Origin of the sequence: Aeromonas sp. ASNIH4, assembly GCF_002934425.1 — a bacterium.
Lineage (GTDB): Bacteria > Pseudomonadota > Gammaproteobacteria > Enterobacterales > Aeromonadaceae > Aeromonas > Aeromonas hydrophila.
Map to the genome: position 1 here is coordinate 2,238,040 of NZ_CP026217.1, position 16,245 is coordinate 2,254,284.

At 59.7% G+C, this 16,245-nt stretch carries 12 protein-coding genes; 5 read left to right on the top strand and 7 right to left on the bottom strand.

Going from position 1 to position 16,245, the window contains the following annotated elements:
- Window positions 1-70: 70 nt before the first annotated feature.
- From C2U40_RS10270 to C2U40_RS10300, 7 genes are all read right to left on the bottom strand, one after another.
- Entirely contained in the window at window positions 71-4,930 is a 4,860-nt protein-coding gene (locus C2U40_RS10270) for an NAD-glutamate dehydrogenase (protein ID WP_103826872.1), read from the bottom strand.
- 278 nt (window positions 4,931-5,208) lie between these two features.
- Window positions 5,209-5,430: a DUF2835 domain-containing protein gene (locus tag C2U40_RS10275; protein ID WP_005300804.1), complete on the bottom strand. Its 222-nt coding sequence runs from the start codon at window positions 5,428-5,430 to the stop codon at window positions 5,209-5,211.
- A gap of 72 nt (window positions 5,431-5,502) precedes the next feature.
- Entirely contained in the window at window positions 5,503-8,127 is a 2,625-nt protein-coding gene (pepN, locus tag C2U40_RS10280; protein ID WP_103826871.1) for an aminopeptidase N, read from the bottom strand.
- Between the two features lie 134 nt (window positions 8,128-8,261).
- Window positions 8,262-10,277 (bottom strand): carboxy terminal-processing peptidase, encoded by a 2,016-nt coding sequence (gene prc / locus C2U40_RS10285; protein ID WP_016350681.1) that lies wholly within the window; start codon window positions 10,275-10,277, stop codon window positions 8,262-8,264.
- 8 nt (window positions 10,278-10,285) lie between these two features.
- Window positions 10,286-10,924 carry an RNA chaperone ProQ gene (gene proQ / locus C2U40_RS10290; RefSeq protein WP_017410055.1) on the bottom strand — a complete coding sequence of 213 codons (639 nt, stop codon included), beginning with the start codon at window positions 10,922-10,924 and terminating at the stop codon, window positions 10,286-10,288.
- 101 nt (window positions 10,925-11,025) lie between these two features.
- A complete protein-coding gene (locus C2U40_RS10295) occupies window positions 11,026-11,484 on the bottom strand; it encodes a GAF domain-containing protein (protein ID WP_011706144.1) in 459 nt (152 codons plus the stop codon).
- 110 nt (window positions 11,485-11,594) lie between these two features.
- Window positions 11,595-12,053 (bottom strand): hypothetical protein, encoded by a 459-nt coding sequence (locus C2U40_RS10300; RefSeq protein WP_103826870.1) that lies wholly within the window; start codon window positions 12,051-12,053, stop codon window positions 11,595-11,597.
- A 283-nt stretch (window positions 12,054-12,336) separates the two neighbouring features.
- On the opposite strand from C2U40_RS10300, the gene ccoN reads away from it, so the two are divergent.
- From ccoN to C2U40_RS10325, 5 genes are all read left to right on the top strand, one after another.
- Window positions 12,337-13,761 carry a cytochrome-c oxidase, cbb3-type subunit I gene (gene ccoN / locus C2U40_RS10305; protein ID WP_016350679.1) on the top strand — a complete coding sequence of 475 codons (1,425 nt, stop codon included), beginning with the start codon at window positions 12,337-12,339 and terminating at the stop codon, window positions 13,759-13,761.
- 16 nt (window positions 13,762-13,777) lie between these two features.
- Window positions 13,778-14,392 (top strand): cytochrome-c oxidase, cbb3-type subunit II, encoded by a 615-nt coding sequence (ccoO, locus tag C2U40_RS10310; RefSeq protein WP_005300783.1) that lies wholly within the window; start codon window positions 13,778-13,780, stop codon window positions 14,390-14,392.
- A gap of 12 nt (window positions 14,393-14,404) precedes the next feature.
- A complete protein-coding gene (locus C2U40_RS10315) occupies window positions 14,405-14,584 on the top strand; it encodes a CcoQ/FixQ family Cbb3-type cytochrome c oxidase assembly chaperone (protein WP_005300779.1) in 180 nt (59 codons plus the stop codon).
- The gene (ccoP, locus tag C2U40_RS10320) at window positions 14,584-15,573 is read left to right on the top strand and encodes a cytochrome-c oxidase, cbb3-type subunit III (protein WP_024945236.1); all 990 of its coding nucleotides are present in this window, start codon (window positions 14,584-14,586) and stop codon (window positions 15,571-15,573) included. The genes C2U40_RS10315 and ccoP overlap by 1 nt, the downstream gene beginning before the upstream one ends.
- A gap of 118 nt (window positions 15,574-15,691) precedes the next feature.
- Entirely contained in the window at window positions 15,692-16,180 is a 489-nt protein-coding gene (locus C2U40_RS10325) for a FixH family protein (RefSeq protein ID WP_011706148.1), read from the top strand.
- The last annotated feature ends 65 nt before the right edge of the window (window positions 16,181-16,245 follow it).

Here is a 16,245-nt window from a genome sequence, read left to right on the forward strand (position 1 = left end):
TCCTTAAAAAAAGCCCCGGCAACTGGCCGGGGCTTTGGGTGTGATACCGCTGTCATGCCTTAACTGGCAATCACAGTGCTCGGCAATTCAACTGGAGCAGGTTCAACTCCCGCAAGGCCACCGAGAACTTGGCGAACTCGTGGGTACTGGTGGTCTTGAAGTCGGCCAACATGTGGGTCCAACGGGACAAGAGTTGCTCATGCTCCGAAATCCAGTCGGCCAGTATGGTAGCGCATTCTCCCTGATCTTTGCACCCTTCCAGCACCACGGAAGTGAGGCTGCGCTGCTGCCAGTCCAGATCTTCGCGGAAGGAGGCCCGCGCCATCGCCTGCCAGTGGTTGCCCACCGGTTGATGATTGATCTGGTCGAGGAACCAATGCAGATCCAGCTTGGCGCCGAGGCGATAGTAGACGTTGGCAGCACGCAGGATGTCGGTCTTGTGCTCCGCGGCGATCTGCGCCAGATCCAGGCTGGAGAAGAGGCTGCTCATATGGGCCACCTGACGAGCGATGGCTTGTGGCACTTGCTTGGCCACCAACGCCGCGACCGCCTGCTGGTGTTCGGCCACTTCGCTCTCGTCCATCACCTCGTAGAGGTGCTTTCCTAAGGTCTCGAAGGCCGGGCGGAAGAAGGCGATGTTCTCGCTGATGCTCCAGCTGCGATTGCGGGCGCGCAGGAACCAGCGGGTGGCGCGGCGCACGATGCGACGGCTGTAGAACATTAGTTCGAGCTGGGTCTCTGCTCCCACCAGGTTGTCGCACCCTTCGATGTCGCGCCACAGCTGGTTGAGGCCGAATACCTCGCGGGCCATGGCGAAGCAGCAGGCCACTTCCGCCACCGAGGCACCGGTCTCGTCCTTCATCCGGCTGGCGAAGTTGAGCCCCATGTCGTTGACCAGCATGTTGGCCACCCGGGTCGCGATGATCTCGCCGCGCAGCGGATGCTGGGCCAGTGCCGCCCCGAACTGCTGCTGCAGCTTGGCCGGGAAGCTGGTCACCAGCATGTTGGCGAGGAAGGGCTCGTCGGTCACTTCCGGGCAGTTGAGCTGCTCTTTCAAAACCATCTTGCCGTAGGCCACCAGCACTGCCAGTTCGGGTCGGGTCAGACCCTGCCCCGCCGCCATCCGTTCGGAGAGCTCCTCGTCAGAGGGCAGGAACTCCAGGGCGCGATCCAGCTTGCCTTCCCGCTCCAGCCCCTGGATGAAACGCTGCTGCTCCTTGAGCTGCTCGGCGCCACGGAAACTGGTCACCGAGATGGACTGGGACTGGCGATAGGCGTTGGTGATGACAATCTGCGCCACGTCGTCGGTCATCTCATAGAGCATCTGGTTGCGCTGCTTGAGGGTCAGGTCACCGGCCGCCACCAGCTGGTTGAGCAGGATCTTGATGTTCACCTCGTTGTCGGAGCAATCCACCCCGCCCACGTTGTCGGTGAAGTCGGTGTTGATGCGACCGCCCTGGCTGGCGTACTCCACCCGGCCCAGCTGGGTAAAGCCGAGGTTGCCGCCCTCACCCACGATGCGGGCCCGCAGATCGCGGCCATTGACCCGCAGCACGTCGTTGCTGCGATCGCCCACTTCGGCGTCGCTCTCGCGGGAACTCTTCACATAGGTGCCGATGCCACCGTTCCACAGCAGATCCACGTTCAGGCAGAGCAGCGCCTTGATCAGCTCGTTTGGCGCCATGCTGGCCTTGTCGGTACCGAGCAGGGTCTGGATCTCGGGGCTCAGCTTGATGGACTTGGCCGAGCGCAGGAAGATACCGCCCCCTTGGGATATCAGCTCCCGGCTGTAGTCATCCCAGCTGGAGCCGGGCAGCTCGAACAACCGCTTGCGCTCGACGAAGCTCTTGGCCGCATTGGGGGTCGGGTCGATGAAGATGTGCATGTGGTTGAAGGCGCCCACCAGCTGGGTGTGCTCGGAGAGCAGCATGCCGTTGCCGAACACGTCCCCCGCCATGTCGCCGATGCCGACGCAGGTGAAGTCGGTGGTCTGGCAGTTGACGCCGATCTCGCGAAAATGCCGCTTGACCGATTCCCAGGCGCCGCGGGCGGTGATGCCCATCTTCTTGTGGTCATAGCCAACCGAGCCGCCGGAGGCGAACGCATCGCCCAGCCAGTGGCCGTATTCGAGGCTTATCTCGTTGGCGATGTCGGAGAAGGTCGCGGTGCCCTTGTCGGCGGCCACTACCAGGTAGTAGTCATCCTCGTCGTGACGCACCACTGATTTCGGCGGGATCACCTCGCCGCCAATGATGTTGTCGGTCACATCGAGCAGGCCGCGGATAAACAGGCGATAGCAGGCCTTGCCCTCTTCCTGGATCACGGCACGGGGGGCGCCTGCCGGCATCTGTTTGCAATAGAAGCCGCCCTTGGCGCCGACCGGCACGATGACGGTGTTCTTCACCTGCTGGGCTTTTACCAGACCCAGCACTTCGGTACGGAAGTCCTCCTTGCGATCGGACCAACGCAGACCGCCACGGGCCACCTTGCCCCAGCGCAGGTGTACCCCTTCCACCCGCGGCGAGTAGACGAAGATCTCGAACTTGGGCAGCGGCAGCGGCATGTCGGTGATGCTGGAGGGGGCCAGCTTGAAGGAGATGTAGGGTTTGATGTTGCCCGCCTTGTCCAGCTGGTAGTAGTTGGTGCGCAGGGTGGCGTCGATCATCTCCACATAGCGGCGGATGATGCGATCGTCATCCAGGTTGGCGACCTGATCCAACTTGGCGGCGAGCTGCTCGTGCAGCTTGGCGGATGCCTTGGCATCTTGCGATGGCACCTTGGCGTCCTGCTTGCCGGCCGGGTCAAGGCGCTGTTCGAACAGGGTGAACAGCAGCTGGGCGATATCCGGGTAGCGGGTCAGGGTCTCTTCGATATAGGACTGGCTGAAAGAGACGCCGGTCTGCCGCATGTATTTGGCATAGGCGCGCAGCACCGAGACCTGACGACCGGTGAGGCCGGCCCCCAGCACCAGGCGGTTGAAGCCGTCATCTTCCAGTTGCTTGTTCCAGATGGCCGCAAAGGCCTGCTGGAAGCGCTGCTGGCTCTGCTCCAGATCGAACGGCTGCTCGCCATGCAGCAGCATGGAGAAGTCGAGGATCCAGAAGATGTCGCCCGCCGGGGTGCGCACCTGATACGGGGTTTCGCCGATGACGCGCAGCCCCATGTTTTCCAGCATGGGCAGCACATCGGAGAGGTGGATGGGTTCGGTGCGGTGGAACAGTTTGAGACGGACCCGGCGATCGTTCTCCTCCTCCTGGGCGCGGTAGAACAGCATGCCGAGCGGATTGGCCTCGCTCAGGTTGTCCAGCTCCATGATGTCGGCCACGGCGGAACCCGGCAGCACATCTTCCTTGTAGGCGCGGGGGAAGGCGGTGCTGAAACGGCGGCGCAGTTCGTTGCCGCGGGCTTCACCGTAGTGAGAGAGCAGCACGGAGTCGAGGCGATCATCCCAGCTGCGAGCCGCTTCAATCAGGTTGTTCTGTACTTCGTTCACATCCACATCCACGTTGTTGTTGTTGACCCGCACTATGTAGTGGGTCCGTGCCAGCACGCCCTCGGTGAAGTAGACGTTGAACTCCACCTCTTCGCTGCTGCCAAAATACTTCTGCAGGATCTGCTGGGTCTTGACCCGCAGCGCCGTGTTGTAGCGCTCCTTGGTGACGTAGACCATGCAGGAGAAGAAACGGCCGTACACGTCGCGGCGCACGAACAGGCGCAACATGTCGCGCTCCTGCATCTCCAGCACGCCAAGACCGGTGGCCAGCAGCTCCTCTTCACGGGCCTGGATCAGCTCGTCACGCGGGTAGGTTTCCAATACGTTCAGCAGCGCCTTGTAGGCGTGGGAGCCCTTCTCGTGACCGGAAGCGGCCATGATGTGCTCGAGACGGTGACTGATGAGCGGGATCTGGGTCGCGCTGGTGTTGTAGATGGAGGAGGCATACAGGCCGATGAAGCGATCCTCTCCCACCACCTTGCCGTGCTCGTCGAAGCGCTTGATGCCGATGTAGTCCACATAGGCCGGGCGATGCACCCGCGACTTGCTGTTGGACTTGGTGAGGATCAGCAAGTCAGAGCTCAGCGCCGCGTGACGGGCACTGGCGGGCATGTTGCCAAGGCGCTGACCCACTTCCTTGATGGAGTTCTTCATCAGACCCAGGCTGGAGTCGGCCTGGGGCAGGATCTCGTGATCCCCCTCCACCGCCTTGACGTCATAGCGGCGATAGCCCATCAGGGTGAAGTTATGGGCGGCTACCCACTTGAGGAAGGCAACGCAAGAGTCCACTTCGGCCTGACCGACCGGGTTCTTGCGTTTGGGCAGCTCGTCGATGATCTCGTTCAGGCGCGCCAGCATCGGCTGCCAGTCACCGACTGCCAGGGCCACTTCACCGGCCACCGAGTTGAGCTCGGCAGTCAACCCTTCCATCTGCTCCTCGCTGGTGAGGTGATCGATTTCGATGAGGAAGGCGGTTTCGACGGAGGTCTGTTCGGCGCTGTTGTCGAGATCCAGAATGGCGCTGATCTTGCCTTCGTTACCGCGAATGAGGTGCAACGGCTGGTGCAGCATCATGTGCGCCGTGATGCCCCGGCGCTTGAGCGCCATGCGGATGGAGTCCACCAGGAAGGGGGAGTCCTGCAGGATGATCTCGACGATGGTATGGGGAGACTGCCAGCCATGGCGGGTCAGCTCGGGATTGTAGACCCGGATATAGGGGGAGGTCGAGGTGCGCTGGTTGAGCGCATTCCACAGGCTGAGCGCGGCACCATAGAGATCGCTGTCATTGCGATCGTGCAGATCGGTGCTCGCCATGTTGCCGTAGAACTTGGCGACGAAGCACTCGACCAGGGAGGCACTCTTCTTGGGCAACTTCTGATGGATCAGGCTGAGAACGTTTTCGAGCAGAACTGAGGTAGGGGCGTCTTTCAATGCCATTTCTATATTCCTTATCGGACGACATTAACCACCGACACAGAGACATCCACCCTGGATGCCCACCGGTACAGAGTTGCTGCGAAGTGTAATGTCTTGGATCAAGGAAGGCGAGCAAAGGTGATAATGGGTTGTTAAAAACAAGGGTCAGATCACGCCTTAAGCTGTGAAATATTTTGCCGTTCTGGCAAAAAACAGAAAATCCCACTGGATGGTTACGGATTTACCGGATAGATAGTGACTGAAAGCAGTGAATTGCGCGGAAATATGTTCAATTTTTGTTAATTTATGCGTTCGAGGCTGATAAAGCGATAATCATCCTGGGTTTTGAGGCGAAAATAGCCATGTACCCCGCTGATGGCGACGAAAGGCCGGATTTTCTCAATGCCCAGCTCCAGGGTCAGCCCCTGCTCGCTGCGTACCACCAACCGTTTGGCATGGCCCTGATACATCAGCATGACCTCGTCGTGGCTCAGGGACAGGCGAAAGGTAAACTGCTTCACGGTGACTCCTCTGGTCTGATAAACGACCCGGGTGTTGAAAGGGTGGGAGATGGCTCCCCCACCCCGTCGGGTTTACTGCTGCAGCGCCTTGCTCACCTTCTCGAACAGATCCCGCGCCAGCCCCTCGAGGTTGGCCAGACGGGTCAGCTCGGTGCGGATCAGCGCCTTGCGCCCCTCATCGAGCCGCTTGAACTGAATGAGCGGGGTGATGAGGCGGGAAGCCACCTGTGGATTGACCTCGTTGAGCTCGATCAAGAGATCGGTCAGGAAGCGGTAGCCGCGGCCATCGCGCGCATGGAACTGCACCTGGTTGTTCATGGCAAAACTGGCCACCAGCGCCCGCAGCCGGTTCGGGTTGCGGATGCTGAAGGTAGGATGCGCCATCGCCAGCTTCACCTCCTCCAGCACGTCTTCCGCCGGCTTGGAGCCCACCAGTCGCAGCCAGTTGTCCAGCACCAGCCCGTCCTTGGCCCACTTGCCTTCGAAATCGGCCAGCAGCTCGGAGCGGCACGGCAGCAGATGGCTGTTGGCCACCTGCAGCGCCGCCAGGGTATCGGTCATGTTGTCAGCGGTGGCATATTGCTGGCGTACCAGCAGATCGGCACTGCCGGTGTCGAGCGCTGCCAGATAGCCCAGCACGACCCCCTTGAGCGCCCGCTTGGCCATGTCGGCGTGCACCACCTGATAAGCCGGCAGGCGCAGCGCCTCGTAACTGCTTGTCAGACGGGCACCGAGGGCGTGGGCCAGCGAGGTGTGGATCTCGTTGCGCACTTGATGGATGGCGTCGATGTCGGCCACCTCGAACAGCTCGGCCAGGGTCGCCTCACCCGGCAGTGCCAGGATCTCCGCCTTGAGGGCCGGGTCCAGCTCGCCGTCATCCAAAATGGCGACAAAGGCCACCAGCAGAGTCTGGGAGAGCTCAACCCCCTGCCCGTGCTGCACCCGGGCCACGCCGTCGATGACCGCCTTGTTGATCAGCATCTGCGCCGCATCCCAGCGAGCAAACTCGTTGCGGGCATGGCGCATCAGGAAGGCCAGCGCTTCGTCGCTGTAGTCAAAATGCAGCTTGACCGGTGCCGAGAAGTCCCGCAGCAGGGAGGGCACCGGCTTGACCGCCACCCGATCGAACACGAAGGTTTGCTCTGCTTCCAGCACGTCCAGCACGTTGCCGATGGCCTTGCCCTGATACTGCAACGGAATGACGGCCCCTTGCTCATCATAGAGTTCGATGTCGAGCGGAATATGCAGCGGCAGTTTTTGCGGCTGATCCTGGGTCGGCGGGGTGTGCTGGCTCACGTGCAGACGATAGACGCCGCTTTCGGCATCGTACTCGTCGGTCACGGTGAGCTCGGGGGTACCGGACTGGCTGTACCAGCGGCGGAAGCGGCCGAGATCGACCCCGGAGGCATCTTCCATCGCCTGCACGAAGTCGTCACAGGTGACGGCCTGACCGTCAAAGCGCTCGAAATAGAGGCGCATGCCTGCCTGGAAGGCGGCCTCACCCAGTAGGGTGTGCAGCATGCGGATCACTTCCGAGCCCTTCTCGTAGACGGTCAGGGTGTAGAAGTTGTTCATCTCGATCACCACATCCGGGCGGATGGGGTGGGCCATGGGGCCGGCATCTTCGGCAAACTGCGGGCCGCGCACGGTGCGCACGTTGTTGATACGATTGACCCCGCGTGAGCCCAGATCGGAGGAGAACTCCTGATCTCGGAACACGGTCAGCCCCTCTTTCAGGCTGAGCTGGAACCAGTCGCGGCAGGTGACGCGGTTGCCGGTCCAGTTGTGGAAGTATTCGTGGCCGATCACCCGCTCGATACCGTGGTAGTCGCTGTCGGTGGCGGTAGCCGGGTTGGCCAGCACGAACTTGGAGTTGAAGATGTTGAGCCCCTTGTTTTCCATGGCGCCCATGTTGAAGAAGTCCACCGCCACGATCATATAGATGTCGAGGTCGTACTCGAGGCCGAAGCGCTGCTCATCCCAGCGCATGGAGTTGATGAGGCTCTCCATGGCAAAACCGGCGCGGTCCAGGTTGCCCTTGTCGACGAAGATCTCGAGGGCCACCTTGCGGCCGCTCTTGGTGGTGTAGTGGCTGCGCTCCACGTCGAAGTCCCCGGCCACCAGCGCAAACAGGTAGCTCGGTTTGGGGAAGGGATCCTGCCACTGCACGAAGTGGCGGCCGTCACCCAGATCGCCGCTGTCGACCTTGTTGCCGTTGGAGAGCAGGAAAGGGAACTGGGATTTGTCGGCGGTGATGCGGGTGCTGTAACGGGCCAGAATGTCGGGCCGGTCCAGGTAATAGGTGATGCGCCGGAACCCTTCCGCCTCGCACTGGGTGCAGTAGGCGTCGCCTGACTTGAATAGTCCTTCCAGCGCGGTGTTGGCGGCCGGATCCAGCAGGGTCACGATGGTCAGCACGCACTCGGCCGGCAGGTTGAACAGGGTCAGACTGCTCTCGCCTTGCTCGTACTGGGTGAAGGGTACCCCGTCCACGCTGACGCTGTGCAGGGAGAGCCCCTCCCCATCCAGCACCAGCGGTTCATTGTGCTCGCCATTGCGCCGCAGACGGGAGATGGCGGTCACCTGGGTCAGCGGCTCCTGCAGTTGAAAGTCGAGATCGATGCTGTCGATCCAGTAGAGCGGAGCCCGGTAATCCTGGCGATATTTGGCCGTCATGGCCTGGGAGAGATCGGTCATTATTGTTTGCTTCCACGCTTGTAATTGACGTGTCAGAGGCTGTCACAACCGGTTGGCAGGGTCAAATAGTTTGCATTCAGGCAAAAGAAAGGGCGACCTCAGTCGCCCTTGTTGATTAATTGACTCGCCAATGATCAGCTGCGTTTGCTGAGCTTGGCCAAGTCCGCCGTGATGTTGGCAGCCTCAACCAGATACTCGTCGGGGGCCTCGAAATCGGCAGGCAGTTCATCCAGACTCTTCACCGCCGGCTTGCCGAGACGAGCAAGGCGCTCGTTGGTGCGTTTGAGTGCTTTCTCGTCCTGCTTGGCCTGATCCGCCAGACGCTCCGCCTCGTTGAGGGAGACCGACTTCTTGTCTTTCTCCTCCTTGTAGTCGGCAATGTCCTGCATCACGTAGGCAAACTCCGGATCCTTGTTGATCCGTGCCTCGTGGGCAGACTGCAGCTTGGGCAGCAGGCTGGCGAAGTTGCCGAGCTTGTCGTACTTGGCCGATGCAATCTTGTCCCACGGCAAGGCGTTGAACTCGCGGCTCTCGCCCGTCTCTTCCGGTGCCACCGCGGTCGGGAAGCTGATGTCCGGAGCGACGCCCTTGTTCTGGGTGCTGCCACCGTTGATCCGGTAGAACTTGGCGATGGTGTACTGTACGTGACCAAGCGGCTGCTCGTAGAAGTCGTACACCTTGGCGAGGCTGCGATGCTGCTGCACCGTGCCCTTGCCGAACGAGTTCTCGCCGAGGATCAGGGCGCGGCCGTAATCCTGCATGGCGGCGGCGAAGATCTCGGAGGCCGAGGCGCTGTACCTGTCGATCATCACCGACATGGGGCCGCCGTAGTAGACGTTGCCATCGTCATCACCGTTGACGGTGATGCGGCCCATGTGATCCCGGATCTGCACCACGGGACCGCTGGCGAAGAACAGGCCGCTCAGGGCAGAGGCTTCGGTCAGCGCACCGCCGCCGTTGCCACGCAGATCGACGATGAGGCCATCGATCTTCTGCTTGTTGAGGCTGGAGAGCTCCTTGATCACGTCGTCATGCAAGTTGACGTAGAAACTCGGGATCTCGAGCACCCCGATCTTCTTGCCTTCGGCGGTGATCACCTTGGATTTGGCTGCCCTGTCTTCCAGACGCACCTTGTCGCGCACCAGCTCGATCTGCTCGGTCTTGGCGGCGGCACCCTTGCCACGCTGGATCTCCAGCTTCACCTTGCTGCCTTTTGGTCCCTTGATGAGTTCAACCACGTCATCGAGACGCCAGCCGATCACATCGACAATCTTGCCGTCGTCCTGCCCTACCCCGACAATTTTGTCATCAGGTTTGAGGTGATTGGACTTGGCTGCCGGACCACCTGGCACCAGGGAGCGAATGACGGTGAAGTCATCCTCGGCCTGCAGCACGGCACCAATCCCCTCCAGCGAGAGGTTCATCTCGGTGTTGAAACGATCGGCGCTGCGCGGAGACAGATAACTGGTGTGCGGTTCGATGGCGCGAGCGAAGGAGTTCATGAAGAGCTGGAACACGTCCTCGCTCTCGGTCTGGGACATCCGCTTGATGGCGTTGTTGTAACGCTTGCCAAGCAGTTCCTTGATCTCGGGCCACTCCTTGCCGCTGAGCTTGAGGCTCAGGGCATCGAACTTGACCCGCTGGCGCCACAACTCGTTGAGTTCGGCTTCGTCTTTCGGCCAGGCCGCCCCTTCCCGATCAAAGATGTAGTTGTCGGGCTGGGTAAAATCGAAAGGAGTATCGAGCAGTTTGAGGGCGTATTCGAACCGCTCATAACGCCGCTGCTGACTCAGATTGAACATCTCGTAAGCCGGTGCCAGCCGCCCTCTCTCGAGGTCGGTGTCAAAACCGGTACGGTACTTTTCAAAGCGGCTGATATCAGAGGCCAGAAACAGGTTGCGGCTGTAGTCCAGATTCTCCAGATACTTGTCAAAGATCACGGAGGAAAAGGCATCGTCCAGCTTGAACTGCTTGTAATGCGAGCGGGTAAACAGATTGGCAATTCGCTTGCTAGCCGTAGCATGTTGGCTCTCCTGAGCCAACACAGGCAAATCACTTTCCTTGAGCACCGGCTCGATGGCCTGTGCAAGCCCGGCAAGCGCCAGGCTACAGGCAACGAGGGAAAAACGAATTACGCCATGCTTCAACATTTGTCTCCTTAGAGAACCAGGTGCTCGAATTTGACCCGCAGCATCATGCCGGTCTGCAATTGAACCTGAACGTCATCCTTGGTCACTTCCTTGATGGTGGCCGGCACCGGAGACTTGCCCAGCACAACCCGGACGCCCTGATCCACTTTCAGGGTTGCGGCATCCACTTTGACCAGCGGTGCTTCGACAGCAGCGGGAGCAGCCTTGGGAGCGGCTTTCGGCTTGTCGGATTTGGCGGCAGCATCAGCCTTGCGCGGGGCAGGACGACGTGGCTGCTTGGCCTTCTCTTCTTTGGTGTTGGTACGACGGCTGGCAAAGACACGCTCTTTGCTCTCTTTGAGGGCTTGCTTGGCGTGCTCGATGTGCTCTTCGGTGAGCAGCTCGCCCGGATTGCCGTCCAAATCGACACGGGCCTGGCCGGCCTTGAGGCCATGCAGGTAACGCCAGCTGGAGGTGTATTGACGCAGAGCAGAACGCAGCATGGTCTTGGAGACTCTGGCGTCGTCAGCAAGACGCTCGGCCAAATCCTGGAAGATGCCAATCTTGAGCGGCTTGGCCTCTCCTTCAGCAATGAAGCAGGCCGGGAATTTCTCGACCAGGTAGGCAACGATCTCTTTACTGTTCTTCAGCTTCTCAGTGTTTTCCATGTATAACCTTGGCTTTCATATAAACGCGCGGGCACACCCGAGCACAACAAAGGCCCCATTATAGAGAGCTTGGGGCCTTTTGCGAACCATCAAGCAATGACTTAGAGCATGCTTTCCAAAATTTGCACCGTTTCTTCCAGTCCAATCCGGTCTTGCGCATCAAAGCGGTTAAAGATTGGACTATCGATATCCAGTACGCCAATGATCTCGCCACCACGCCGCAGCGGGATCACGATTTCGGCATTGCTGGCACCGTCGCAGGCGATATGGCCTTCAAACTGGTGCACGTCGTCGATGAGCTGGGTCTTGCCCTCGGCCACCGCCGTACCACACACCCCGCGTCCGACCGGAATGCGCACGCAGGCCGGCTTGCCCTGGAACGGGCCGAGCACCAGGGTCTCGCCCTGCAACAGGTAAAAGCCGACCCAGTTGATGTCGGCCAGCTCCTGGTTGAGCAGTGCAGACAGGTTGGCCAGGTTGGCGATGAGATCCGGCTCCCCTTCCAGCAATGCCTGGGCCTGCTGGTTGAGGGTGCGATAAAATGCTTGTTTTTCAATCATGATTAAATGAACTTCACTCCCTGACAATCAGTGCAAGGTAACGCCCCGCCTGAAAAATTCAAATCAATTTTCACCTCACCCCCCATCCTTTCTTCAATCAGGCGAGGCATTTAGCGGGCGACGGAGAGCGCCAGTTGCTGGCGCTGGCCATTGCTCCACTCGATATTGAGCAGCCAGACCATCAGCGGCGAGGTGCAGGATCCCACCAGCGTAGTCCCCTGCCAGCCCTGCTCGGTGGTCTCAAAGTTGACCGGAATGGTCCCCATGAACATGTCCCGCCCCTCCAGCCACGCCTTCACCGGCGTCACGGCCGGATCGCCGCCCTGAAGCTGTATCACAAAGTCACGTTCGGCCTGCACCGGCAGCGAGGCAAGGCGAACGGTCAACGGCTTGTCACCCAGCCGGGTGTTGCAGCTGGTGTGGGACAGATCACAAATCTGATCTTTTTCTGATCCCGCCACCGCCGTCTGCACATTGCCGAACCAGGTTCGATAGGCAACCAATCCGAGCAAAATGGCCAGGACGATCGCCAAATGGACAATTTTGCGTGAAGTGAGTCTCTCTTTCATGAAAAAACAGCCTTGTAAGATGTCTGAAAAATGACATTTTCGTGATCTCGCGCAAGGTAAATAATTGAACAGGCGAGACCCAACGGAGCCAAATATATCACTGTTTATACTGTTATTTTACCTGTCAGTTCAGTATCATTCCCATTGAATTTTCATTTAGCTACTTTTTGCTTTTCCTTTTATTAACAGTTGTTAACAAGAGAAAAGGCAGTAGCCAATGAAGTCGGTCCACGTCACTGGACACAAAATCAAACAACAGCAGCATCGGAAGCGGAATACAACGATGAGCCATACAACTAACCATCCTGAGTACAACTACACCGTTGTTCGCCAGTTCACCATCATGACGATTGTCTGGGGAATTGTCGGCATGTCGGTTGGCGTACTGATCGCAGCCCAGTTGATCTGGCCTGCCCTCAACTTTGATACTCCCTGGCTGACTTACAGTCGCCTTCGCCCTCTGCACACCAACGCGGTCATCTTCGCGTTTGGCTGTAGCGCCCTGATGGCGACCTCCTTCTATGTGGTGCAACGCACCTGTCAAACCCGACTGTTCGGCGGCAAGCTTGCCTCCTTCGTGTTCTGGGGCTGGCAGGCGATCATCCTCTCGGCCGCCATTTCGCTGCCGCTGGGATACACCACCTCCAAGGAGTACGCAGAGCTGGAATGGCCGATTGATATCGCCATCACCATCGTCTGGGTCGCCTATGCCGTGGTCTTCTTCGGCACCCTGGTCAAGCGCACCACCTCCCACATCTATGTGGCGAACTGGTTCTTCGGTGCCTTCATCATCACGGTGGCCGTGCTGCACATCGTCAACAACATGGAAGTGCCGCTTTCCGGCATGAAGTCCTACTCCATGTACTCCGGCGCCATGGATGCCATGGTGCAGTGGTGGTATGGCCACAACGCGGTAGGCTTCCTGCTGACGGCCGGCTTCCTCGGCATGATGTACTACTTCGTGCCCAAGCAGGCGGGTCGTCCGGTCTACTCCTACCGTCTCTCCATCGTTCACTTCTGGGCGCTGATCTCCCTCTACATCTGGGCCGGTCCGCACCACCTGCACTATACCGCACTGCCTGACTGGGCCCAGTCGCTGGGCATGGTGATGTCCCTGATCCTGTTCGTGCCCTCCTGGGGCGGCATGATCAACGGCATCATGACCCTCTCCGGTGCCTGGCACAAACTGCGTTACGACCCCATCCTGCGCTTCCTGATCGTGTCCCTGTCGTTCTACGGCATGTCCACCTTCGAAGGCCCCATGATGGCGATCAAGACCGTCAACGCCCTCTCCCACTACACCGACTGGACTATCGGTCACGTCCACTCTGGCGCACTGGGCTGGGTTGCCATGGTCTCCATCGGTGCCGTGTACCACCTGATCCCGAACCTGTTCGGCCAGGGCCGCATGTACAGCATCAAGCTCATCAACGTCCACTTCTGGCTGGCTACCGTGGGCACCGTGCTCTACATCGTCGCCATGTGGATTTCCGGGGTGATGCAGGGTCTGATGTGGCGTGCGGTCAACGACGACGGCACCCTGACCTACAGCTTCGTAGAAGCGCTGCAGGCCTCTTATCCCTTCTACTTCGTGCGCTTCCTGGGTGGCTGCTTCTTTGTCACCGGCATGTTGCTGATGGCCTACAACGCCTATCGCACCATCACTGCGCCCAAAGGTTCCCTGGAACCTGTCGCACAGCCAGCATGATTGAAGAGGTCAAAGCATGAGCAACAATAACCGTCACGAGATCTTTGAAAAGAGCGTTCCCATGCTGGTGGTCGGCATCATATTTGCCATCAGCCTGGGGGGCCTGGTCGAAATCACCCCGCTGTTCTTCCAGAAGCAGACCACTGAGCCGGTCGAAGGCCTCAAGCCCTATACCGCTCTGCAGATGGAAGGGCGCGACATCTTCATCCGCGAAGGCTGCACCGTCTGCCACAGCCAGATGATCCGTCCGTTCCGCGCCGAAACCGAGCGTTACGGCCACTACTCGGTCGCCGGTGAGAGCGTGTGGGAGCACCCCTTCCTGTGGGGCTCCAAGCGTACCGGTCCGGATCTGGCCCGGGTTGGCGGTCGTTATTCCGACGACTGGCATCGTGCCCACCTCATCAACCCGCGCGACGTGGTGCCCGAGTCCAACATGCCCGCCTTCCCCTGGCTCGACACCAACGTGCTGACCGGTGAACTGACTGGCAAGAAGCTGGCCCTGTTCCGCGATCACTTCGGCGTACCCTACACGGATGCCGACATTCAGGGTGCCGGCGAGGCCGTGAAGGGCAAGACCGAGCTGGATGCGCTGGTAGCCTATCTGCAATCACTGGGTCATGCCCTGAAATAAAGGAGTCAGGATATGGATTACGGCACATTTCGCGGCCTGTATACCCTGCTGTTGATGGCCATCATGATCGGCATCATCGTCTGGGCCTACAGCAAGCGCCGCAAGACCTCCTTCGACGAGGCTGCCAATCTGGTTTTTGCCGACGACGAGCAACCCAGTGCTGATAACAAGAACGCAGGAGCGAAACAATAATGAGCACTTTGTTTAGCATTTTTGTCACCGTCATCAGTCTGGGGACCATCCTCGGCTGCTTCTTGCTGCTGGTCTGGTGCCTGCGCGACAAGATGGGGGTGGAAGAGGGCAAGTCCATGGGACACGCCTTCGACGGCATCGAAGAGATCAACAACCCGCTGCCGAAGTGGTGGACCTACATGTTCCTCTTCTTCATCGTCACCGGTCTGGTCTATCTGGTCGCCTTCCCGGGCCTTGGCAACTTCAAGGGTGTACTGGGCTGGCAGAGCTCCAACCAGGACGTACGCTCGCTGGCCGAGTCCAAGGCCGCGGCGGCCTCCGCCAAGGCTGAAGGGCGCGCGGTGGAGTACGATCGCGAGCTTATCAAGGCCGACGAGATCTACGGCGCCAAGTTCCGCGAGCTGGCCTATCAGGCCGATGGCAAGACCTATCGCGCCATCGAAGAGATCGCCGCCGATCCGGAAGCCCGCAAGGTGGGTCAGCGTCTGTTCCTGCAGAACTGCTCCCAGTGCCACGGCTCCGACGCCCGCGGTGGTCGCGGTTTCCCGAACCTGACCGACAGCGAATGGCAATGGGGCGGCGCGCCCGACCAGATCAAGACCACCATCATGGGCGGTCGTCAGGGCGTGATGGCTGCCTGGGGCGAGATCCTCGGCAAGGACGGGGTCAAGGAAGTGGCTTCCTACGTGCTGAGCCTCTCCGGTCGCAAGGTGGACATGGTGGAAGCCAAGAAGGGTGAAGCACGCTTCACCATCTGCGCCGCCTGTCACGGTCCGGACGCCAAGGGCGGCATCGCCTTCGGAGCGCCGGATCTCACCAACAACACCTGGCTCTACGGCGGTTCCCGTCAGGTGGTCGAACAGACCATCACCCACGGTCGTCACGGCGTGATGCCGGCCTGGAAGGATATTCTGGGTGAAGACAAGGTGCACCTGCTCGCCTCCTACGTTTACAGCTTGTCCCACAACGACCAGCAAAATAAGCAGTAACATGTGATAAACACGTGATTACTCAGCAAAAAGCCTCGACTCTTCGAGGCTTTTTGTTATCTTGTGTTGACTGAAATCCCTCTGTTTCGTTAATCACTGGTTTCACGGTAGTAGCACTATGTCCCAACCCTGGTATCGCCAATTCTGGCCCTGGTTCATCATCGCCCTCCCGACCGCAGCCGTGATCGGCAGCATCAGCACGGCGATCATCGCCAGCAAAGATGGCGTCAACCTGGTAGCCGAAGACTATTACAAGCAAGGCAAAGAGATTAATCAGGATCTCAGCAAGTTTGATCGCTCCGAAGCCCTCAACATCCACATCGCGCTGGAGGTCAACGGCAACGAGCTGACCCTCAAGCCGCTGTCGGGCGATATCCCGGCCGGCCAGGCGCTCTACCTCTCCCTGTTTCACCCTACACTCGCCGGCATGGACAGCGAGCACATGGTGACCGCCGACGGCAACGGCGTTTATCGCCTGCTGCTCGACAAGCCGCTCACCGGCAAGTGGCACGTGCGGGTGGATGCCTTCAACCATGAATGGCGGCTGCAAGAGACTGTCCAGCTCCCCACCAAGGCCCCCGTCGAACTCGATCCCAAAGGACGCTGAGTCATGAGCCGTCCTGTTCACCATGACACGCCGGCAGTGACCGGCGCTTCACTGTTTCTGCCGAC